The following is a 20961-nucleotide window of genomic DNA, read 5'->3' as shown; positions in this document are numbered from 1 at the left end:
CCCCCCCCCCCCCCCCCCCCCCCCCCCCCCCCCCCCCCCCCCCCCCCCCCCCCCCCCCCCCCCCCCCCCCCCCCCCCCCCCCCCCCCCCCCCCGCCGCCCCCGCCAACTAGTCCCGCACCACCTGCTCCCCACGCTGCCCCTCGTCATACGGCAGCCGTGATGTCACCGGAGTCGCGTCCAGACGGGCGGTGATGACCAGGGTGCCCTCCTCGATCTGGTAGTCGAGGGGGAGGCCGAGGCCGCGCATGGCAGCGACCATGCCGGTGTTGGAGGCCTGCGTGACGGCGTACACGCTCTCGCAGCCGGCCTCGACGGCCATCGTCACGAGGCGGCCGAGCAACTCGCTGCCGATGCCGCGCCGCTGCCAGTCGTCCTCGATGAGGAGCGCGATCTCGGTCTCGTCGCCGTCCCAGAGGAGGTGGCCGAGCCCGACGATGCGCCCGGATGCCGTCTGTACCGCGAGGGTGCGTCCGAAGCGGGGGCTGAGCAGGTGGTTGAGGTAGCGGTCGGCGTCGCCGATGGGACCGTGGTAGCGCATGCTGAGCGTGCGGGGCGAGCAGCGCTCGTGCATCGACTTGGCGGCCTCGAGGTCGGAGACGTCGGCGCGCCGCACGGTGATGGCGTTGCCCGCGGGCAGCGTCAGCATGTCCTGGCTGCGCGGGATCCGCGGACCGAGCCGCGCGTCCAGCTCCACCAGCGCCCGCGCCCGCGCGAACTCGGTCGGCGTGAACGGCAGATACGGCCGCTCCACCGTGATCACCCCACCCTCCGGCGCCCGCAGCCGCATCACCGTGTTCTCGAGCGCCCCCTCGACGGGAGCACCCTCCTCCGCGCGCCCGGCCCCCGGGGACTTGGCAGGCAGCGAGCGGATGGTGCAACGGCCGAGCAACTGCCGCAACGCGAGGGGCAGTTCCGCGGCGTCCAGCGCCGTACGCGTGGCCAGCCCCAGCACACGCGTCGGCGCGTCCACCAGATCGTGGGCGTCGGCCCGCTCGATCCAGGTCCCGGCGCCACCCGCCTGCGACACCGCGCGGGTGATCTCGGACGCGGACAGCTCGGCGGGAGCGCGCAGCAGGAACTCGTCCACCGTGCCGTCCGCCAGCGGATGTGTCTGCAGGCTCAGGATGTCGACCTGCCGCTGTGCCAGCGCCGTGCACAGCGCGGCCAGCGAACCCGGCGCGTCCTTCACCGTCGTCCGCATCCGCCACAGCACGGTTGCCTCGGCGGCGACCTCCGGCGTGGTCGTCGATGCTTCGGACTGCCCGGCCCGTCGCCCATCGGCGAGCGGCCGGGCACCGGTATCGCCCGTCGGCGGCGCGTGACCGTGGCGCCGTGCCCACCATGTGTGGAACCCGGCCGTGGCGACCAGGATCACGGCCGAGATCACCAGCAGGGCCGGTCCGTCGGGTCCGTGCCCGATCAGGTTGGCGGTGGCGTCCGCGACCGCTACCGCCGTGAACAGCGCGGCGAGTTCGACGAGGTCCCGCCGCCAGTGGTGGACGGGGCGACCGTGCTTCGCACGCGTCACATCAGAGATGTCTGGAGTCATGCAGCCACTGTGGAGGAACGGTGTTGCGTGATCACGAACGGTTTGTGACTGATCGGTAAAGTGTCGTTCTGCCCCTTTTGCAGTTCTTTTTACGGGCGTTTTGCTTCGGCCGGACGCGTGGGTTACATGCCTGGTCAGGGCGGTGGCCGACATGGCGCGCGTCAGGCGGCGGCCGGCTGCGTCAGCGCCGTCCGCAGCCGGCGGGCCTGCGTCACCAGCTTGGACGAGCCCCGCCGTCCGGCGGCCTGGGACAGATGCGGGAACTCACCGAGTGCCCCGGACCGCTCGGCGCACTCGGCGGCGACGGCCAGCAGATCCCCGAGCCCGCGGGCGGGCGTGGTGCTCGTCCCTTCCGTCGCGAGATCGGCCAGCAGGATGGGCAGCGCGTCGCGGAGCACCGCCCAGACGGTGGCGTACGCGCCGGTGGCCGCCGCCGTCCGTATCGACTCGGCCAGCCGCAGCGGCTTCACGGCACCCCGGCGCACCAACTGCCCGAGATCGGCGCCGAGCCGCCCCGCGTCGAGCTGTCCTCGCGCGGCCAGAACCAGCAGCGCGTCCACGGCGGAGAGCCGGTCCTCCGGATGCCGCGCTCCGAGCCCGTACGCCAGACACAGGTGCACCGCCTCGCCCGCTTCGCCGTCGGCTTCGGCGAGAGGCGGCAGGAGGGCGGCCCCTCCCCGGATCTCGCCCACGGCGACCGCGGAGAGGTCACGCAGCATCCGTGCCGCCACGAGCTCCCGCCGACCGGGCAGGACACCGAGCCAGTGCCGCGCTTCCATGGCGACCCAGTGACCGCAGTACTGGTGCTCCTTGAAGGGCGTCAGGGGGTGGTCGAGAGCGCGGAACTCCGGCGGGAACGACGGCTGCGTCTCGTCCAGTTCGCCGAGTTCGACCAGGATGCGGGCACCCGACGTCCGTCGTCTGCTGAGCGGCAGCACCGGGCCCTCATAGGTGAGCCACTGGGCGAGCCGCTCGCCCTCGGCAGTGCCCAGCTCCCGCGCTCGGTCGGCCGCCCCTTCGGCGCTCACGCGGTCGTCCCTGCGCACCCGCAGCAGTGCCTGCGCGAAGTCGGCCTGTCCGGGGCGTGCCCCGAGCCGCCGGTAGGTGTCCAGCCGGTCCACCAGGTCCGCCGCCTCCAGCAGCCCTGTGGACCAGGTCGGTGTGGCCAGCAGGAACGGCAGTGGCTCGATGCGGATCCGGTGGGCGACCTCCCGCAGCCGTGCGTGGAAGGGATCGGCGAGCCCGCTGTGCACACAGTGGGATCCCGCGACGCCGCGCTGCACCGCGTCGTGCAGCGAGCCGGTACGGGTGGCGCCCAGCAGGGTCGCGAGGATCAGTTCGAAGTCATGCACGTTGGCCCGGAAGTAGCGGTCGATGTAGTCCGGTTCGGCAGTCGCCCACCAGCAGCGCGCGGTGACGGGCTGCAACGCCTCGGCCAGTCCTTGCCTGTCCCGGTACGCATGGCGCACGAGTCCGTCCAAGGTGCGCTCGAACGCGTCGAGTTCACCGCCGGAGGCCAGCAGTGCGCCGACCTCCTCGGCGACCTCGGACACCGACTCCGGAGGCGGCGCGAGCCGCGTCCGCTCCGGCACGGGAGGCAGTACCTCCTCGTGGACGACCGGTGCGGAGTCCAGCGTCCCGGCGCCGAACAGCTGCTCGGCGCGGGTCCGCAACCCCTGACTCAACTGGGCTGCGGCGTCGACAAGTTCTTCCCGAACGCCGTCCGCGGCGTCGAACCTGCCGAAGTGCCGCTCCACGAGCTTCAGCGCGCGCTCCTGCATCTCCGTGTCCTCGTGTCCGAAGGCCTGCGCCGCCGCGGGCAGCAGTTCGGACGCGGTGGACGGATCGCGCCTGAGGACCTTGCCCAGCAGCATGAGCTGCGCCCGCACAAGCTTCTTCTCGGTGCGGAACAGCACGCCGGAGGACATCTCGGCGAGCTGCCGGGGCGTCAACTCACCGTCCAGCGCGAGGGCGGCGAGAACCGACTGCGCGTGCCACGCCACCGTCGACGTCGCGTCGGAGGCCAGCGCAGTCCAGTCGGCGGAGCGCTCCCGCTCCTCCTCCCGCGTCAGGTCGAGGCACGTCAACAGCCGCAGGAACACTCGCTGATCGGCGGGGGTGCCGCCGCGCAGCAGCCGGGCCACGCAGGTGTCGACCATGAGCTTGCGGTCGAGGGTGCCCTCCCGGGCGAGCTGCGCGAGCGCGTTGAACCAGCTGCCCGGCCCGTCACCGAACAGCCAGGCGACCCGGCCGGTCACCTCCACGGACTCGAACAGCGCGGCGACCATCTGGGCCAGGTGCGGCTCCTGGCGAAGACGTTCCACCACGGTGCCCCCGCCCCCGTGGTGCCACGTACTGCCGATGTGCTCGACCCAGCCCTCCACGTAGGCATCGGTCGTGGGCACATCACCACCGGACAGTTTCACCAGCCCGGCCAGCAGCACGTAGGGAATCCGGGACGTGACCGGCCGTTCGGCGAGGCGGTGGGTCAGGTCGCCGAGCCAGTCGGGCTCGCGGTCGTCGAGCACATGGAGGAGCACACCGGGGGAGGCCTGGGACCAGCGCATGTCGGAAGCCGCGATCCAGGTCGCCGCCCCGGCAGCGCCCCCGTGACACCCCGCTCCGGCCGCGTGCAGCGCGGGATACGCCTTGCGGGACCCCGGGCTCCACGGCGCGCCGCGCAGCTCCTTGCGGAGTTCCTTCAGCGCGGGCAGACAGGCCCGGCGCTCGGCATCGGTCATCGCGTCCAGGAGCCCTGTGACCTCGATGGTCTGCCCCTCCCGTACGGCTTTCATCAGCGCGTCGCCGCTCATCGTGCACCCCCGTCGACCAGAACCTCTGCCTGCCGCGCCATGGCTCCCCGCCGCACCATCCGCACCGCGAGCGCGTGCTTGCAGGGCCCACGACCTCCCCGGTACTTCGCCCACCACAAGCAGGAGCAGCTCAGGGTCCCGGCGTCGTCGCGGACCCGGTGCACATGCCCGTCGTCGGCGGTCACCGTGCCGAGGGCACCCTCCAGGACGACCGCCCCCGCGGCCACCAGCGCCCGGGCCGAACGCAGCCGCGGATTGTGGCGCTCCACGCGCTCGGCGTCGTAGGGCAGTTCGCGGTGGAAGTACGCCGCCTCCGCAGTGTCGTACCCCACGCGCCCCGACGTGCCCAGACGGACCAGGGCCGCTCGCACCCTCTCGCCCGGCAGCCCGGACGCGGCGGCCAGCTCGGCGACGTCGATGCGCGGCTCCCACGCGAGGAGTACGGCGATCAACTCCGCGTCCTCGGCGGCCTCGTCGGTGGCGAGGGCGTCCAGGACCCCGCCTTCCCCGGAGAACCCGCGGGAGGCATCCGGAGACAGGGTGAGCGTGAGTCGCATGCCGGGCAGAACGGCTTCCCAGGCGCCGGCGGCCGTGGCGTCACCGGAGACCGGTGGGCCGTACACCCGCAGGGCCGTCGCATGGCGCAGTACCCGCTGGAGGGCGATCAGCCGCTCCGGACCGGGCAGGCACACGGCCCCGGGCACCGGCCGGGTCGTCGGTCGCAGGCCGCGTCCCGCGGGCACCACCCAGCGCGCGCCGCGGGAGGCCCCGCGCGCGGTGGTGCGCGGAAGAGAGCGCAGGAACCGCACGGCCTCGGCCGCCGGCAGTTCGGCCCGCAGATCGAACCCGGCCGCTATCACCTGGGCCTCGGCGAAACCGCGCAGCCAGCGGTCCGGAAGCGGCACCTTCTTCTCCACGACGGGACCGTCCAGAGTCGTCACGGCCATCTCCTCGGGGCCGACCCGAAGATGCAGTGGATCGTCCGTGCCGACCCGTGAAAGTGCCTCGCGCAGCGGGTTGTTGACGTCGACATTGGTCGTGCCGTGTCCCACCTCGTCGCCGTCGAGGCCGGACTCCAGCACGTCCAGCCGCGCGTACACCCCGCCGCAGCCGGAGAAGGACTCGAAGCGCAGCCGGTCGCCGTTGCCCGTCACCACCGGGTCCAGTGACGCCGCCAACTGCCGCTGGTAGTAGCGGGCCGCCGCCACGTCGGCGACCGCGAGCAGCCCGGCGGCCGCCATCTGAGGCGACGTGAGGAAGCCCGCGAAGAAGCGCGGATGGTCCTCGATCCCCGTGGGTGTCGCACCCCGTGAGGTCTCAAGTCCCAGGCGCCGTCCGCTCGGTGCGGACTCCAGCGCGGAGGGTCGGGTATAGGCCACGGCCTGCATCGATCGCGTCATGGGAAAAACCGTAGAGGCGACCACTGACAATCGGCTCTGACCTGCGGGAACTTGCTCGTCGGCGGATGCCGGCCGGTGTCGGCGGACGGCGAACGGGGCCCCGCACCGGGGGATGACTCCGGTGCGCGGCCCAGCCGTTCGAGGGTACGGGAGTGGGACGGGCGTTGCCGCCCCACGCGCCCCGGCTGGCCAGTGGCCTCTCGGGCCCTGCTACTGCCCCACGCGCCCCGGCTGCAGCACCTGCGTGAACAGCACGGTTCCGTCCTGCTCGCGCAGCCGCACCGTCAGTTCGCCACTGTCGCCGTCGATGTCGACCTCGCCGAAGAACTGGTAGCCGCCGGCGGGCGAGACGTTCGAGGCGGTCGGCGCCTTCACGAACACCCGCTCCGGACCGAACGTGTTGTCCAGCGCGTTCGCGGGGAAGGCGCCGGCGTTGAGCGGACCGGAGACGAACTCCCAGAACGGCTCGAAGTCGGTGAAGGCGGCCCGCGACGGCTGGTAGTGCTGCGCCGAGGTGTGGTGCACATCGGCGGTCAGCCAGACCGTGCCGGTGATCCGGCGGTGCTTGATGAACCGCAGCAGCTCGGCGATCTGGAGCTCGCGGCCGAGCGGCGCGCCCGGATCGCCCTGGGCCACGGCCTCGATGTTCGGTTTCCCCTCGGTCGTGTCGGGCACGACCAGACCGAGCGGCATGTCCGCGGCGATCACCTTCCACACGGCACGCGACCGCGACAGCTCTCGCTTGAGCCACTCCAGCTGCTCGGCGCCGAGGATGCCCTGCGGGTCGGTGGTCTGGTTGTCGGGGGAGTTGGCGTTGCGGTACGTCCGCATGTCGAGCACGAAGACGTCCAGCAGCGGCCCGTGGCGCATGACGCGGTACACGCGGCCGTCCTGGTCGCCCGGTCGCAGCGTCGAGAGGGGGAAGTACTCGCTGAACGCGCGGCGGGCGCGGGAGGCCAGTACGTCGACGCTCTTCTCGGCGTAGCGGGTGTCCGAGGCGGCGATCACCTCGCCCGGGTACCAGTTGTTGCGCACTTCGTGGTCGTCCCACTGGATGATGGACGGCACCTGGGCGTTGAAAGCCCTGAGGTTGTCATCGAGCAGGTTGTAGCGGAAATTGCCGCGGAACTCGGCCAGGGTCTCGGCGACCTTGGACTTCTCCTCGGTCGTGATGTTCCGCCAGGTGCTGCCGTCGGGGAGCGCCGCAGTTGCCGCGATCGGGCCGTCGGCGTAGATGTTGTCGCCGCTGCACAGGAAGAAGTCCGGGTCCAGCGCGGCCATCGCGTCGTAGATCCGGTAACCGCCGATGTCCGGGTTGATGCCCCAGCCCTGCCCCGCCAGGTCGCCCGACCACAGGAACCGCACTCCGCCGCGCCGTCCCACCGGTGTCGTACGGAAGGTCCCGGTCACCGGTTCGCCGGTGCGCCGCGGGTCGTCGGGGTCGGCGAGCAGGACGCGGTAGTGGATCTGCTCGCCCGCGGGCAGACCGCGCAGCCGTGTCGTGCCCGTGAAGTCCGTGTCCGCGCCGAGCAGCGGTCCGTGCCATCTGCGGGGGTTGCGGAACGACTCGGTCGCGGACGTCTCGACGATCATCCGGGCCGGCCGGTCGGACCGGACCCACACCAGGCCGGAGTCGGCGGTGACGTCTCCGGCCTGGACGCCCCACCCGGCCTTCGGCCGCCCGGAGAGGGCGAGCGCCGGTGCCGCGCCGAGTGTGGTGGGCAGGGCCAGCGCCGCGGACGCGGCGAGGGAGCCGCGCAGAACACTGCGGCGACCGGGGAAGGGGCTCTGCGGTCGGTGTGACATGAATGCGCCTCCAGGGACGGATTCGGCCAGTGTGCAGTGCCACAACTACTGGTGCGCCGCAGCGCACACGGAAACCACAAGTGAACAACTCGTCGGAGGCTCCTTCACCGCAAACAGCGTCCTGGGCCACTACCCGTACGCGGGCGGCCAGTTCCTGCGCTACGGCCTCGCCTGTGTGCTGCTCCTGCCGCTGGTCGGCCGGGGCGGCACGGTACCGCTGCGACGGCTGGCGCCGCGCCAGTGGGGGCGTCTCGCGCTGCTCGCGGCCGTCGGCATGATCGGCTTCAACATCTCGGTGATCGCCGCCGAACGCACGGCGGAACCGGCGGTTCCCGGCGTCTTCGTGGGCTGCGCCCCGGTGGTCGTGGCCGTTGTCGTACCTCTTCTGGAGGGCCGCCGCCCGCAACGCCTGGTCCTGTACGGCGCGTTGCTCGTCGCGGTGGGCGCCTTCACCGTCCAGGGGTGGGGGCGCACGGACGCGACGGGGATCGCGTACTCCGTGTGCGCGCCGGCCGGAGAGGTCGGTTTCGCGGTCCTGGCCGTGCCCGTCCTGCGGCCGCTCGGGCCACGGCTGCTGTCGGCCACCGTCTGCGGGATCGTCGCCGCAGAGTCGGCGGCGGCCGGAGTGCTCAGCGGACGCGCCGCGTGGCTTCGGATGCCGGACGCCACCGAGGCCGCCGCGCTGCTGTGGCAGGCGGCGGTCGTCACGGTCGTCGGCTTCGTGTGCTGGTACATGGGCATGCAGAGAATCGGCGCGGAGCGCGCCACGCTCTTCTCCGGCCTCATCCCCGTCGCGGCCGCCTGCACCGCGCCGCTCGTCGGTACGGGCGCGTACGGCGCCGCACAGGCCGTCGGCAGCGCCCTGGTCGGCGCCGGAGTCGCCCTTGGATCCGGTGCGTTGGGCCTCGCGGGGCGACGCTCAGCGGCTTGCCTCAAGCGCTCAGCGGCTGCCGTCGAGGATGACACGGGCGACGAGCGCCGGATCGTCGTTCATCGGGACGTGCCCGCACCCGGGCAGCCGCACCAGCCGCGCCCGGGGAATGATGTGCTTGGCGCGGATCCCCTGGCGGCGCACGAGCAGCCGGTCCCGGGTGCCCCAGGCCACGGTGACCGGGAGCCCGGGGATGTCGTCCGTGAACTGGACGGAGCTGCCCGCCCGGAGAGTCTCGGCGAATCCCTCGGCGTGGGCCAGCGCAAGCGTCTCGGCGACCACGGCCTCGGGTGAACGGCGGCCCGGACGGGCGTAGATGGTGCTCGTCAGCACCGTCCGCCCGGCCGCCGTACGCGAGAGCCGCTCGACCACCGGGAGGGGCAGCCGCCGCGCGGCCTGCCGCATCGCGATCAGCACGCCGAACGCGTACCGCCGCTCGACCGGCGACCAGAAACCGGCGGGCGACAGCGCCGTGACGGACCGTACGAGCTTCTCGCGCCCCAACTCCAGGGCCAGCAGGCCGCCCAGGGAGTTGCCCGCGACGTGCGGCCGCTCGATCTCCAGCGCCTCGCACAGCGCGCCGAGCGCGGGCACCACCGTCGACAGGTCGTGCGTGAGCCCGTCGGGCAGCGCCGGGGACTCGCCGAACCCGGGAAGGTCGACGGCGATGACGTCGCGCTCGGTGGCCAGGATGTGGATGACCGGGTCCCAGGCCTGCCGGTGGTGACCGATGCCGTGCAGCAGGAGCAGGGGTTCACCGGTGCCCACGCGCGCGTAGGACATGGTCACGGTCCTCGGGCCGCGCGGAGAGGGGAGGCTGAAGGAGACCGTGGTGGCGGACATGGGGCTGCTCCTCGTCTGGGACACGCTGACGGACCGTCTTGTAGACAGCTTGTCAGCAACCGCTACCGACGGGTAGCCCCCGGTCGCCGCGAACCACGCGCGCGTACGGCACTCAACGCGCCCGGCGCACCTCCAGGTTGAACTCCGCGTCGCCGAAGTGCTGGAACAGGGCGACCCACAGGGGCAGCATCATCTCCACGGCGCGTGCCCGCTGGATGCCGCCCAGGTCGAACACCCGGTGCGGGGGCCAGCCGAACTCGCCCAGCATGGCCGTCACCCGCTCCTTGGCGTCCGTGTCCTCGCCGCAGACGAACACCTGATGTTCGCCCGGGATCAGTGCCGGATCCACCATCACGTGGCAGTTGACGGTGTTGAGGCTCTTCACCACGCGCGCGTGCGGGAAGGCGCGCTGGATCTGCTCACCCATGCTGTCCGACTCGACGGGCGACAGTCGCAGCTGACCGTCCTCGAACGCCATGGGGTTGGAGACGTCGACGACGACCTTGCCGGCCAGATTCTCCTCGCCCGCGGCCCGCAGCACGTCGAGCGCCGCCCGTCCGCCCACCGCGTTCACGACCACCTCGCCGAACGCCGCCGCCTCGGCGAACGTACCGTGGCTCGCCCGGGGACCCGCGTTCCCGGCCCACGCCACGGCGCCCGGATTGTCCTTGGTCCGCGAACCCAACGACACCTCGTGACCCAGCTCGACCAGCTTGCCGCCGAGGGTGCGCCCCACTTCGCCCGTGCCCAGAACCGAGTACCGCATCGCCACTCCTCCGGTGCCGAGGCCGCCGGCCACCGGCGGCCCGCGGGTCATTGTGCTCCGGTAGGCACTGATTCCGCCTGGACATGGCGCGATGTGTCGGATGGGATGGAACCGTGGCCACCGACATCGCGACCGAGGTCTTCGAAGAGCACCGTCCCGTCCTGATGGGCGTCGCCTACCGCATGCTCGGCCGGGTGGCCGACGCGGAGGACGTCGTCCAGGAAGCCTGGCTGCGCTGGTCCGGCGCCGACCGGACCGAGGTGCGCGAACCGCGCGGCTACCTGGTGCGCATCACCACCCGGCTCGCCATCGACCGGCTGCGCCATGTGCAGTCGCGCAACGAGGCGTACGTGGGACCGTGGCTCCCCGAGCCCTACGTCACCGACTTCGGGGACACCGTCCCCGACACGGCGGAGCGGGCCGTGCTCGCCGACTCCGTGTCGCTCGCCGTCCTCGTCGTCCTGGAGTCCCTGTCGCCCCTGGAACGCGCGGTGTTCGTCCTCAGGGAGGCGTTCGGCTACCCGTACGCGGACATCGCCGCCGTCCTCGACCGCGGCGAGCCCGCGGTGCGCCAGCTCGCCGGGCGGGCGCGCAAACACGTCGACGAACGGCGGCCGCGCTACGAGGTCGATCCGGCCGAACGCCGCGATCTGACCGAGCGGTTCCTCGCGGCGGCCGCCGGGGGCGACCTGGAGGGGCTGATGTCCCTGCTGGCCCCCGACGTCCGTCTGGTCGGCGACAGCGGCGGCCTGTCCAAGGCGCCGCTGCGGGTCATCGAGTCCGCCGACAAGGTGGGGCGCTTCATCCAGGGCGTGGCGCAGAAGGGTGTCCCGGACGGGTCGTTCCGCCTCCTGGAGCTCAATGGCGGCGCCGCGGTCCTGGCCCTGTCCGGCGAGAAGCCCGACAGTGTCTTCCAACTGGATGTCGTGGACGGCCGGATCCAGTGCATCTACATCATGCGCAACCCCGAGAAGCTGGTGTCCCTGGCCGCCGATTAGCCACACCGGCCCACGCGCCGCCCCTGTAGGGCATCGAAAGCCTCCGTCTCCTGGACGGGGGCTTTCCGCGTTGTGTCGCGAATATCGCCCAGCACGAACACCCTGTGAACGCTCTGCGGCACCGCATCTGTGCAATCCGTAAGGGATCGAGGATTGGTCTTGACCAAGGGTGAGGGCGGCCCTATGGTCGCAGGGATAGTGCAGGAACCTTTAATAAACAAGGGCGCTAAAACGCCGCCGGGCCACGGCGATTGCGGAGGACAGGGTGGGGACCCAGCAGCTCGAATCGGTGCCGGAGCCTAAGTACCGGCATCTCAAGACCGTGCTCAGTGAGGCACTGGACTCCGAGTTCTCCGTGGGCGAGATCCTGCCCAACGAGCGCGACCTGGCGGCCCGGTTCGGTGTCGCCCGCGCCACGCTGCGCCAGGCTCTCGAACAGCTCGAACTGGAAGGGCGTCTGCAGCGCCGTCGCGGGGTGGGCACCACCGTCGCCCCGCCGCGCGTGGGTGTGGCCGTGGGGTCCGAGCAGCACGCCTGGCCGGGCGCGGCCGGCGACGCCTGGCAGCCCATGGACTGCTCCGTGGCGGTCCCGCCCGCGTCGGTCGCCGACATCCTGGAGACGAGCCACGGCGAGCAGGTGCACACGGTGCGCCGCTCCCGGGTGACGCACGGCCAGCCGGTCGCCGCCGAGCTGCTCTACATCCCGGCATCCTCGGTGCCCGACCTGTCCGCGATCGACGCACCCTCGGGTACGGCACGCGCGCGTGCCGTGCTGCGCGAGCTGCAGCGCCTTGAGCTGGAGGGCCAGGACCGCGCCGTGGAGCTCGGCTCGGCCCGCGCGGACGACGCCAAGGAACTCGACCGGCTGCCCGGAGCGCCCGTCCTCGTCGTCACGACCCGCTTCTTCGCCGAGGGGCGCACCGCGGCGGTCTCCGTGGCCACGTACCGCGCCGACACCTGCCGGCTGACCTTCGGCGACTCCGGCGGCGTGGAGATCCACCACGACCCGGAGCGCCGGGCTTCCTGAGCCGCGCAGCAGACTGCCGGCAGAGCCGCACCCGTCGCGTCCTGGAACACTCCGGGGCGCGACGTTTCTGCTCTCAGTGCCGCGCGGTCACGGTTCCCTCCACCGCGAACAGCTGTTCCTCCACATGGTCGAGGGCCAGCCGCAGCGCTCCCGTCGCCACGGCCGCCTCGCCCAGGAGGGAGAGCGCCACCTTCGGAGGGCGCAGACAGTAGCGCGCGAGCTCGCGCCGCAGCGGCTCCAGTACGCCGTCCAGGCCTGCCGCCCAGCCGCCGATGACGACCAGCTCGGGGTCGAGGGCCAGCACGAGGGCCGCGACGTCGTGCACCAGACGCTGGATGAAGCGGTCGACCGCCGCGCGGGCCCGGTGGTCGCCGTCGCGGGCGTGCGCGAAGACCTGGGCGACCGCCTGCTCGTCGAGCGGGTGCAGCGGCTCGTCCGTCGTGGAGAGCAGCGTCTCGGGAGTCGCCCCCCGGCCCAGCAGATGCAGCGCGCCGATCTCCCCGGCCGCGCCCCCGAAGCCCCGGTGCAGCCGCCCGCCTATCAGCGAACCGGCGCCCGGACTCAGCCCCGCCAGCACGAACACGACGTCGTCGGACTCGGTGGCCGCGCCCTTCCAGTGCTCGGCGACCGCCGCCGCGTTGGCGTCGTTCTCGACCAGCACCGGGCACTTGAAGGAGCGACTCAGCCGCTCGCCGAGGCGCAGGCCCGTCCACTCCGGCAGTGCCGTGCCCAGGCGTACGGTGCCGTCCGCCTCGACGATCCCGGGGCTGCCCACGCCGACCGCCCGCAGGGCGCTGCGGGCGACGCCCGCCCGGCGCAGCAGCTCGGCGACCGCCGTACGCAGCCGTTCGAGCCGCTCGTCTGCCGACGCGGTCTCGTCCACGTCCTTGGACATGGCGCCCATCACGCGGCCGTCCAGATCGGCGAGCAGGGCGGCGACGCGGTGCGGGCCGATCTCCAGGCCCAACAGATGGCCCGCCTCGGCCCGGAACCGGAACCTGCGTGCCGGACGCCCCTGGCGTCGGGCGGCACCTTCCTCGGCCGCCTTCTCGACCACGAGTCCGTTCTCGATCAGCCCTTCGACCACGCCCTCGACCGTGGGCCGGGACAATCCCGTCACCCGGGTGATCTCGGTGAGGGTCGCACAGTCCGTGGCACGCAGCGCGTGCAGCACCACCGCGGAATTGATCCTTCGCAGCAGAGAGGGGTCCCCGCCGGTCAACCGCCCCAACGTCCGTCCTCCCAGCTCGTGCGCGTGTTGGGCGGATCGTACTCGGCGCCGCGCACCCCGGCGAGTGCCGGGGACCCCTTACCTACCGAGGAGTCGGAATCGACCTGCCGACGGGTCGGAATCAGCCGGGTGCCACGAACCCCGACTCGTACGCCGCGATGACCGCCTGCGTACGGTCCCGGGCCCCCAGCTTCGCCAGTACGGCGCTGACGTGGGACTTGACCGTCTCGGTCCCCACGATCAGCCGCGTGGCGATCTCCGCGTTCGACAGCCCCCTGGCCATCAGCCGCAGTACCTCCGCCTCCCGCTCGGTCAGCGCGGCCCGTTCCATGGCCGCCCGCGCCGCGGGATTCCCGGCACTGTCCCCGTACTCGGCGGCCAACTGCCGTACGGAGGCGGGGAACAGCAGCGACTCGCCCTCGGCGACCAGCCGTACCGCGTGCACGATCTCGGCGGGCCGCGACCGCTTCAGCAGAAACCCGTCGGCACCCGCCCGCAGCGCCTCGTAGACGTACTCGTCGTTCTCGAACGTCGTCACCACGAGGATCTTCGGCGGATCGCTCACGGTGCGCAGCACCGCGCGCGTGGCCTCGATGCCGTCCAGCAGGGGCATGCGGACGTCCATGGCGACCACGTCGGGCCGCAGCTGCCGCACCAGCGGGATCACCGCGGCCCCGTCGGCCGCCTCCCCGACGACCTCGATGTCCGGCTGCGCCTCCAGGATGGCGCGCAGACCCGCGCGTACGAGGGGTTCGTCGTCGACGAGCAGAACGGTGACCGGCATCCGGCCAGCGTAGATCAGCGCAGCGGCAGCTCTACATGCACCTGCCAGTCACCTTCGTCCGGTCCCGTCCGCGCGCGACCGCCGAGCAGCGCCGCACGCTCCCGTATGCCGCGCAGACCGCTGCCCCGGCCGGGCCCCGATATGTCCGCGGTCAGCGGATTGCGGACCTCCAGGCCGAGGGCGCCGTCCGCGACCTCGATACGGACCCGGACCGGGACGCTCCCCGCATGCCGCAGCACATTGGTGAGGGACTCCTGGAGGATGCGGTAGCCCTCCCGGGACACCGGCCCCGGCACGGTCTCCACCGGGCCCGTCACCTCGGCGTCGACCTTGGCTCCGGAGGTACGCGCCGACTCCAGAAGCCGGTCGGCCTCGCTCAAGGTGGGGCGGCTGCTCGCGGGGCGCTCCGCCTCGCGCAGGATGCCCAGCACCCGGTCCAGGTCTTCCAGGGCGGCCCGGCCGGTGTCCTCGATGGCGCCCAGGGCCCGGTCGGTGAACGCGGGGTCGCCGGCCGCCCGTGCCGCGCCCGCCTGGACCACCGCGACCGTCAGCGCGTGACCGATCGTGTCGTGCAGCTCACGGGCGATGCGGCTGCGCTCCAGGAGTTGCTCGGTGCGCTCCTCCAGGGCGGCGAGCCGCTCGGTGGGGGAGGGGCCCAGGAGACGGCGCGCGATCGCCGTGATCAGCTCGCCCAGGCCGACGACCCCGCCGTACAGGGCGAGCAGCGGTACCGGGACGAGCAGGGCGTAGGCCCAGTGCGGGTGCAGCATCGACACCACCGGGTCGTCGAGTGGTCTGTATCCCGAGGCCACCCTGGCCAGATCGACGGCGATCATCGGCAACCAGACGGTGAGGGGACCCGTGACCCACCCGAAGGCCATCCGTACTTCCAGCCAGAGCACGGTCCGCCACCGGTCCCGCCAGGTGACCGACGGAGCGACCGAGAACACCGCGTCCCCGCCGCCCCGCTCACCCGGCGCCAGCATGAACTGCGCCTGCACGCCCTCGCCCCGCCGCACGGCCGGGATCAGCCCCAGCGGAATCAGCAGCACCGCGGGCACCCAAGGCTTCGACATGTCGATGAACAGCCACACACTGACGAACAGCATCGGCACCCACAGGTGCAGCAAGCGTGTGTACGTCGTCCCCCGGACCAGCGGGTGCCAAAGGGTCCCCCGGACCGGCGGACGCAGAAAGCGGGCCATCCCGTCATCGTGCCAGGCTGCACTGACAGCGGGCTTCCCCCGAGCGGGGGAGACCATCTCCACCCGCGGGGGAGGTGACGCCCCCTCAGCAACGGCCAGGCTGGGGCCATGACCAGCATCGACGTCCAAGACCTCACCAAGGAGTACGGCAGCAAGCGCGCCGTGGACCACCTCACTTTCAGTGTCCTCCCCGGCCGCGTCACCGGTTTCCTCGGCCCCAACGGCGCCGGAAAGTCCACCACCATGCGGCTCGTGCTGGGCCTGGACCGGCCCACGTCCGGCACCGCCACCATCGGGGGCCGTCCCTACGCCGCGCTCGACGAGCCGCTGCGTCACGTGGGTGCCCTGCTCGACGCGCAGGCCGCGCACGGATCGCGGACCGCCCGCGACCATCTGCGGGCGCTCGCCGCGAGCAACCGCATCCCCGAACGCCGGGTGGACGAGGTGCTGGAGGAGACGGGGCTCGCGTCCGTCGCGCGGCGCCGGGTGAAGACGTACTCCCTGGGCATGCGCCAGCGTCTCGGCATCGCGGTCGCGCTCCTCGGCGACCCGTCCGTGGTGCTGCTCGACGAACCGTCGAACGGGCTCGACCCCGAAGGGATCATCTGGATGCGGGAGTTGATGCGCCGGCTCGCCAAGGAGGGCCGCACCGTCCTCGTCTCCAGCCATCTCATGAACGAGACCGCGTCCTTCGCCGACCACTTGGTCGTCCTCGGCCGGGGCCGGCTGCTCGCCGACATGCCCATGAGGGAGTTCATCGACGCGCGGGTGCGGCCCAGCGTCCGCGTGCGCACCACGGACGGCGGGGCGCTGAACGGTCTGCTCGCACGGCACGGCCACGAGGCCGTCGAGGGTGAGGACGGACGGTGGACCGTGCTCCACGCGCGCGTGGAGCACATCGGGCGCCTCATGTCCGACGCGGGCGTACCCGTCCTCGAACTCGCGGCGGAGGAAGGCACGTTGGAGCAGGCCTACCTGGATCTGACGGCCGCCGAGACCGAGTTCGCCGCCACCCCGTCCCCGACGCAGCCCCTGGAGGCCTGACCATGCCGTTCGCGCCCGTGCTCCACGCGGAGTGGATCAAGATCCGCACGCTGCGGTCGCTCGTCTGGGGACTGCTCGCCGTCCTCCTCGCCACGACGGCCTTCTCCGCGATCGCCGGCCTCGACGACTCCGGGGACCAGGACTTCGACCCGCTGTTCTCGGCGTTCTTCGGCGTCACCTTCGGGCAGATCGCAGCGATCACCTTTGGTGCGCAGGCGGTCTCGGCCGAGTTCCAGGGCGGAGCCTTGCGCCTCTCGCTCGCCGCGGTCCCCGACCGCGTGCGGTGGTTCATGGCCAAGGCGGTGGCCATCGGTGGACCGGCGCTGATCGTCGGTCTGGTGACGGGAGGCGTGAGCCTGGTCGTGGGCAAGGCCGTGCTCGGAGCGGGGGCGAGCGGGCTGACCTGGGGTGAAGAGCTCCGTGGTGTGGTCGGCTGCGGCATTTACGTGATGCTGATGGCCCTCCTCGCGGCCGGAATCGCAGCCCTCCTGCGCAGCGGAGTCACCACGTTGAGCATCCTGATCCCGTTCCTCCTGATCGTCTCCTTCGTGGTCGGGACGGCATCGGCCGGCGTGGCCGACTTCCTGCCGGACAAGGCGGGCCAGGTGGTCTTTCACGAGTCGTGGGACGGCGCGCTCGGGCCGTGGACGGGGCTCGCCGTGACCGCAGCCTGGACGGCGGTGGCCTTGGCGGCCGGCGCGTGGAGCCTGCGGCGCCGCGACGCCTGAGGCAAGGCCCTGACGGCACGCCAATTGTCAGTGGCAGCCGCTTTACTGGATCTCATGACCAGCGCAGAGCAACTCGCCGCGATCGTGAGGCTGTGCTCCGAGGACTTCCCCGCGGAGCACAGCCGGTCGGGCGTCGGCACCGGGGGACCTGGTTACCACGTCGTCGAGTTAGCGACGAGCGAGGAATTCTGGGAGGACGACGGCACGGCCCGGGAGGAGACAGAGGAGCAGTACGAGGCTGATCGCGACGGTCTCGCGGAGCTGCTCACCAACCGCTGGGGGCATCCCCAGGTCTTCAGTCTGGCAAGCATGTTCGAGCGATCCGAGGGCGGCGAGGACATACCCGAGCCGTGGGGCACCCTGAGTGCGCATGTGCCGGACGTGCACCTCTGGACGGCGGACGGGCACGGCCGCTGGGTGGCCCTCGGTGTCTCGCAGTGGGACAAGGAACTGCCGTTCCAACTCGTGGCAGTGATCACGGAGATCGACCCGCCGTGATCACGGCGATCGACCCGCCCTGACCTACCGTTGAGTCTGCGCGGCCTCCCGCAACCGCCCGAACTCCTCCGCCATCGTCGCCGCCGTCCAATGGGCGTTGAGCCCACTGGGATTCGGCAGCACCCATACCCGGCTGGCCCCGATCGTCCGCTCCTGGGGGCCGACTTGGGCCTTGCGGTCGTCGAAGGCCGCTCGATACGCGGTCACGCCCACCACCGCCAGCCAGCCCGGCCGCAGCCGCTCCACCTTGGCACTCAGCAGCCGCCCGCCCTCCCGGTACTCCGCAGAGGTCAGCTCGTCGGCCCGAGCGGTCGCGCGCGCCACCACGTTCGTGACGCCGAGCCCGTACGTGAGCAGCTCGCCCTGCTCCGACGGCTTCATGAGCCGGGGCGTGAACCCGGAGAGGTGCAGTACCGGCCAGAAGCGGTTGCCGGGGCGGGCGAAGTGATGGCCCGTCGCGGCCGTCATCAGCCCCGGATTGATACCGCAGAAAAGCACCTTGAGGCCGTCCGCGACGACATCCGGTACGAGCCGGTCGCGGGCGGCCTCAAGGTCCGCGGGAGTCAGCCGCGTCAGAGGATCGCCCCCGGGGTGTAGCCCGCGGCCTCCGGGTGCTGCTTCACGATTTCCTCGATACGGCCGACAATGGCGGCGACCTGGTCGGCCGCGGCGCCCGTGAAGGACAGCTTGTCGGCCATCAGCTCGTCGAGCTGGGCGCGGTCCAGCGGGATGCGCTCGTCCGCGGCGAGCTTGTCGAGGAGTTCGTTGCGTTCGGCGCCCTGCTCGCGCATGGCGAGGGCGGAGGCGACCGCGTTCTCCTTGATGGCCTCGTGCGCGACCTCGCGGCCGACGCCCGCGCGCACCGCGCCCATCAGGACCTTGGTCGTGGCGAGGAACGGCAGGTAGCGGTCCAGCTCGCGCGCGACGACGGCCGGGAAGGCGCCGAACTCGTCGAGGACGGTGAGGAAGGTCTCCAGCAGGCCGTCCAGCGCGAAGAACGCGTCCGGCAGCGCGACCCGGCGTACGACCGAGCACGACACGTCGCCCTCGTTCCACTGGTCGCCCGCCAGCTCGCCGGTCATCGAGGCGTAGCCGCGCAGGATCACCATCAGGCCGTTGACGCGCTCACAGGAGCGGGTGTTCATCTTGTGCGGCATCGCGGAGGAGCCGACCTGGCCCGGCTTGAAGCCCTCGGTCACCAGCTCGTGCCCGGCCATCAGACGGATCGTCTTGGCCGTCGAGGACGGGGCGGCCGCCAGCTGCACCAGCGCGGTCACGACCTCGTAGTCGAGCGAGCGCGGGTAGACCTGGCCGACGGAGGTGAAGGCCTGCGAGAAGCCGAGGTGCCGGGCGATGCGCTGCTCCAGGTCCGCGAGCTTCGCCGCGTCCCCGCCCAGCAGGTCCAGCATGTCCTGCGCCGTGCCCACCGGGCCCTTGATGCCGCGCAGCGGGTAACGGCCGAGCAGCTCCTCGACCCGGCCGTACGCGACGAGCAGCTCGTCGGCGGCGGTCGCGAAGCGCTTGCCGAGGGTGGTCGCCTGCGCGGCGACGTTGTGCGAGCGGCCCGCCATGACCAGTTCGGCGTACTCGCCCGCGAGCTTGCCAAGGCGTGCCAGGACGGCCACCGTACGGTCTCGCATGAGCTCCAGCGAGAGCCGGATCTGCAGCTGCTCGACGTTCTCGGTGAGGTCCCGGGACGTCATGCCCTTGTGTACGTGCTCGTGCCCGGCGAGGTCGTTGAACTCCTCGATCCGCGCCTTCACGTCGTGCCGCGTGACCTTCTCGCGCTCCGCGATCGAGGCGAGGTCCACCTGGTCGAGGACGCGCTCGTAGTCGGCGATGGCGGCGTCGGGCACCTCGATCCCGAGGTCCTTCTGAGCCCGCAGCACGGCGAGCCAGAGCTGGCGCTCCAGCTTCACCTTCTGCTCGGGAGACCAGAGCGTGGCGAGCTCGGCGGAGGCGTAGCGTCCGGCGAGGACGTTGGGGATACGGGGCTTTGCGGGCGCGACAGTCACGTGTAGGGAGTTTACCCGGCGTCCGGTGGGGCTCTGTACGTCCACACAGTTCAGAGAGCCCAGGTCAGTCTGGTGAAGCTCTAAGGACGGATGCCGTCACAGGCGATCGGCAGATGGCGCGGGCCGCGGAGGACCGCGTTCTGCCGGTAAGGGGGCGGGTCCTCCAGGAGTCGGGGGTTCTCCAGCCTGCGGGCCAGCTCGCTCAGCGCGAGCTGCGCCTCCAGCCGGGCCAGTGGGGCGCCGAAGCAGCCGTGGATGCCGCTGCCGAAGCCCAGGTGCTGGATGTCCCCGCGGTCCGGGTCGAACCGGTCCGGATGCTCGAAGCGGTCGGGGTCGCGGTTGCCCGCAGCCAGCACCAGCCACAGCGACGCGCCCTTGGGGATGGTGACACCGCGGACCTCGATGTCGGCGAGTGTGCTGCGCTGCGGCACCAGCTGCACCGGTGGCTCGAAACGCAGCAACTCCTCGACGATGGGGACGGACAGCATCGGGTCCTCGCGCAGCCGCTTGAGGACGTCAGGGTTCCGCAGCAGGGTCAGCATGCCGTTGGTGATGAGGTTGACCGTCGTCTCATGACCGGCGATCAGCAGGAGTGCCGCGGTGCTCAGGACTTCCATCGTCGTCATGGCACCGTCAGGACCCTGCGCGGTGGCCAGCTGCGACAGCATGTCGTCGCCGGGCTTCTTGCGGCGTTCCTCGATGAGCCCGGCCAGATACATGCCCAGCTCCGTGCGGGCGTTGTGCGAGACCTTGGCGCGCTCGTCGGAATCGGCGCCCGGGTCGGGGTCCAGGCTGGCGGCGATGATGTCCGCCCAGGAGTGGAAGCGCGCCTCGTCCTCGCGCGGCACTCCCAGCAGCCGGCAGATCACCGTCACGGGGAACGGGTAGGAGAACTGGTCGACCAGATCGATCCGTTCCGGGGCGTCGATACCGTCGATGAGCCCGGAGACGATGTCCTTCAGCTCGCCGTGTATCTCGTAGACACGCCGAGGGGAGTGCGGGGGCCCGAACGGCCGGTTCGTCATACGCCGCAGCCGGTCGTGCTCCGGAGGGTCGAGCCGCAGGAAGCTCGGCGGCAGGGCCGACTCCTCCTCCGTGTCGGCGGCCAGCGGATCGCCCGCCGTCGCCTTCAGATTGCGGGCGTCGGAGCTGATCCGCGGATCGTGGAGAAGGCTCTGGATGTCGTAGTACCTGCTGACGACGTACGGCCCGTCCGCGTCGTGGTACACCGGCGTCTTACGGAGCTCCTCGTACAGGGGGTACGGATTGGCACGGTGGGCGTAGTCGGTGATCTGCCGCAGGATGGCTTGCGTCATGAGTGC

17 protein-coding genes and 1 pseudogene are annotated in these 20961 nt (G+C 71.9%); 6 read left to right on the top strand and 12 right to left on the bottom strand.

The features are described from left to right. Positions 1-107: 107 nt before the first annotated feature. The 4 genes from ACZ4WS_RS35225 to ACZ4WS_RS35210 all read right to left on the bottom strand — a co-directional run bounded on the left by ACZ4WS_RS35225 (position 108) and on the right by ACZ4WS_RS35210 (position 7569). On the bottom strand, positions 108-1550 hold the full coding sequence (locus ACZ4WS_RS35225; RefSeq protein WP_467986886.1) for a GNAT family N-acetyltransferase: 1443 nt from the start codon (positions 1548-1550) through the stop codon (positions 108-110). Between the two features lie 161 nt (positions 1551-1711). Beyond that, positions 1712-4363, bottom strand: a complete 2652-nt coding sequence (locus ACZ4WS_RS35220) for a DUF7824 domain-containing protein (RefSeq protein WP_467986885.1) — start codon at positions 4361-4363, stop codon at positions 1712-1714. Next, positions 4360-5763 carry an SWIM zinc finger family protein gene (locus tag ACZ4WS_RS35215; RefSeq protein ID WP_467986884.1) on the bottom strand — a complete coding sequence of 468 codons (1404 nt, stop codon included), beginning with the start codon at positions 5761-5763 and terminating at the stop codon, positions 4360-4362. Before ACZ4WS_RS35215 ends, ACZ4WS_RS35220 begins: the two co-directional genes overlap by 4 nt. A 210-nt stretch (positions 5764-5973) precedes the next feature. Beyond that, positions 5974-7569, bottom strand: coding sequence for an alkaline phosphatase D family protein (locus ACZ4WS_RS35210; protein ID WP_467986883.1), 1596 nt, complete (start codon positions 7567-7569; stop codon positions 5974-5976). Between ACZ4WS_RS35210 and ACZ4WS_RS35205 the strand changes: the two are divergent. Beyond that, positions 7568-8011, top strand: a pseudogene (locus ACZ4WS_RS35205) (EamA family transporter); the annotation flags it as partial. The gene ACZ4WS_RS35210 and the pseudogene ACZ4WS_RS35205 overlap by 2 nt on opposite strands. A 498-nt stretch (positions 8012-8509) precedes the next feature. Here ACZ4WS_RS35205 and ACZ4WS_RS35200 read toward each other — a convergent pair. Both ACZ4WS_RS35200 and ACZ4WS_RS35195 read right to left on the bottom strand, forming a co-directional pair. Next, positions 8510-9343 carry an alpha/beta fold hydrolase gene (locus tag ACZ4WS_RS35200; protein WP_467986882.1) on the bottom strand — a complete coding sequence of 278 codons (834 nt, stop codon included), beginning with the start codon at positions 9341-9343 and terminating at the stop codon, positions 8510-8512. A 112-nt stretch (positions 9344-9455) separates the two neighbouring features. Beyond that, on the bottom strand, positions 9456-10109 hold the full coding sequence (locus tag ACZ4WS_RS35195) for an NADPH-dependent F420 reductase (protein ID WP_467986894.1): 654 nt from the start codon (positions 10107-10109) through the stop codon (positions 9456-9458). 113 nt (positions 10110-10222) lie between these two features. Here ACZ4WS_RS35195 and ACZ4WS_RS35190 point away from each other — a divergent pair, with 113 nt between their 5' ends. Both ACZ4WS_RS35190 and ACZ4WS_RS35185 read left to right on the top strand, forming a co-directional pair. After that, the gene (locus tag ACZ4WS_RS35190) at positions 10223-11107 is read left to right on the top strand and encodes an RNA polymerase sigma-70 factor (RefSeq protein ID WP_467986881.1); all 885 of its coding nucleotides are present in this window, start codon (positions 10223-10225) and stop codon (positions 11105-11107) included. 265 nt (positions 11108-11372) lie between these two features. Continuing rightward, positions 11373-12134, top strand: a complete 762-nt coding sequence (locus ACZ4WS_RS35185; RefSeq protein ID WP_467986879.1) for a GntR family transcriptional regulator — start codon at positions 11373-11375, stop codon at positions 12132-12134. Between the two features lie 73 nt (positions 12135-12207). Here the strand turns inward: ACZ4WS_RS35185 and ACZ4WS_RS35180 are convergent, their stop codons facing one another. The 3 genes from ACZ4WS_RS35180 to ACZ4WS_RS35170 form a co-directional block, all read right to left on the bottom strand. Further along, positions 12208-13365, bottom strand: coding sequence for an ROK family transcriptional regulator (locus ACZ4WS_RS35180; RefSeq protein WP_467986878.1), 1158 nt, complete (start codon positions 13363-13365; stop codon positions 12208-12210). Between the two features lie 121 nt (positions 13366-13486). After that, complete coding sequence (locus ACZ4WS_RS35175) at positions 13487-14149, bottom strand: response regulator transcription factor (RefSeq protein WP_467986877.1); 663 nt, start codon at positions 14147-14149, stop codon at positions 13487-13489. A 14-nt stretch (positions 14150-14163) separates the two neighbouring features. Beyond that, positions 14164-15354 (bottom strand): sensor histidine kinase, encoded by a 1191-nt coding sequence (locus ACZ4WS_RS35170; RefSeq protein ID WP_467986876.1) that lies wholly within the window; start codon positions 15352-15354, stop codon positions 14164-14166. Positions 15355-15462: 108 nt separating this feature from the next. On the opposite strand from ACZ4WS_RS35170, the gene ACZ4WS_RS35165 reads away from it, so the two are divergent. From ACZ4WS_RS35165 to ACZ4WS_RS35155, 3 genes are read left to right on the top strand one after another with little or no spacing between them, the layout of a single operon-like run. Next, entirely contained in the window at positions 15463-16398 is a 936-nt protein-coding gene (locus ACZ4WS_RS35165) for an ABC transporter ATP-binding protein (protein WP_467986874.1), read from the top strand. Positions 16399-16400: 2 nt separating this feature from the next. Next, positions 16401-17126: an ABC transporter permease subunit gene (locus ACZ4WS_RS35160; protein ID WP_467986873.1), complete on the top strand. Its 726-nt coding sequence runs from the start codon at positions 16401-16403 to the stop codon at positions 17124-17126. Positions 17127-17180: 54 nt separating this feature from the next. Beyond that, entirely contained in the window at positions 17181-17624 is a 444-nt protein-coding gene (locus ACZ4WS_RS35155; protein WP_467986872.1) for a hypothetical protein, read from the top strand. A 24-nt stretch (positions 17625-17648) separates the two neighbouring features. On the opposite strand, the gene mug is transcribed toward ACZ4WS_RS35155, so the two are convergent. From mug to ACZ4WS_RS35140, 3 genes are all read right to left on the bottom strand, one after another. Next, positions 17649-18200, bottom strand: coding sequence for a G/U mismatch-specific DNA glycosylase (gene mug / locus ACZ4WS_RS35150; protein WP_467986893.1), 552 nt, complete (start codon positions 18198-18200; stop codon positions 17649-17651). Continuing rightward, positions 18197-19639 carry an adenylosuccinate lyase gene (gene purB / locus ACZ4WS_RS35145; protein WP_467986870.1) on the bottom strand — a complete coding sequence of 481 codons (1443 nt, stop codon included), beginning with the start codon at positions 19637-19639 and terminating at the stop codon, positions 18197-18199. Before purB ends, mug begins: the two co-directional genes overlap by 4 nt. A gap of 80 nt (positions 19640-19719) precedes the next feature. Next, positions 19720-20955 (bottom strand): cytochrome P450, encoded by a 1236-nt coding sequence (locus tag ACZ4WS_RS35140; RefSeq protein ID WP_467986869.1) that lies wholly within the window; start codon positions 20953-20955, stop codon positions 19720-19722. Between the last annotated feature and the right edge of the window lie 6 nt (positions 20956-20961).

Source organism: Streptomyces sp. NPDC029292, from assembly GCF_055569295.1.
Note: the sequence above shows the minus strand (reverse complement) of the source record. Positions and strands in the feature narration are given on the sequence as shown.

Bases quoted from the DNA above. Each gene is read 5' to 3' on its own strand.
- ACZ4WS_RS35225 (WP_467986886.1), bottom strand. From the start codon at position 1,550: ATGACTCCAGACATCTCTGATGTGACGCGTGCGAAGCACGGTCGCCCC.
- ACZ4WS_RS35220 (WP_467986885.1), bottom strand. From the start codon at position 4,363: ATGAGCGGCGACGCGCTGATGAAAGCCGTACGGGAGGGGCAGACCATC.
- ACZ4WS_RS35215 (WP_467986884.1), bottom strand. From the start codon at position 5,763: ATGACGCGATCGATGCAGGCCGTGGCCTATACCCGACCCTCCGCGCTG.
- ACZ4WS_RS35210 (WP_467986883.1), bottom strand. From the start codon at position 7,569: ATGTCACACCGACCGCAGAGCCCCTTCCCCGGTCGCCGCAGTGTTCTG.
- ACZ4WS_RS35200 (WP_467986882.1), bottom strand. From the start codon at position 9,343: ATGTCCGCCACCACGGTCTCCTTCAGCCTCCCCTCTCCGCGCGGCCCG.
- ACZ4WS_RS35195 (WP_467986894.1), bottom strand. From the start codon at position 10,109: ATGCGGTACTCGGTTCTGGGCACGGGCGAAGTGGGGCGCACCCTCGGC.
- ACZ4WS_RS35175 (WP_467986877.1), bottom strand. From the start codon at position 14,149: ATGCCGGTCACCGTTCTGCTCGTCGACGACGAACCCCTCGTACGCGCG.
- ACZ4WS_RS35170 (WP_467986876.1), bottom strand. From the start codon at position 15,354: ATGGCCCGCTTTCTGCGTCCGCCGGTCCGGGGGACCCTTTGGCACCCG.
- ACZ4WS_RS35165 (WP_467986874.1), top strand. From the start codon at position 15,463: ATGACCAGCATCGACGTCCAAGACCTCACCAAGGAGTACGGCAGCAAG.
- ACZ4WS_RS35160 (WP_467986873.1), top strand. From the start codon at position 16,401: ATGCCGTTCGCGCCCGTGCTCCACGCGGAGTGGATCAAGATCCGCACG.
- ACZ4WS_RS35155 (WP_467986872.1), top strand. From the start codon at position 17,181: ATGACCAGCGCAGAGCAACTCGCCGCGATCGTGAGGCTGTGCTCCGAG.
- ACZ4WS_RS35140 (WP_467986869.1), bottom strand. From the start codon at position 20,955: ATGACGCAAGCCATCCTGCGGCAGATCACCGACTACGCCCACCGTGCC.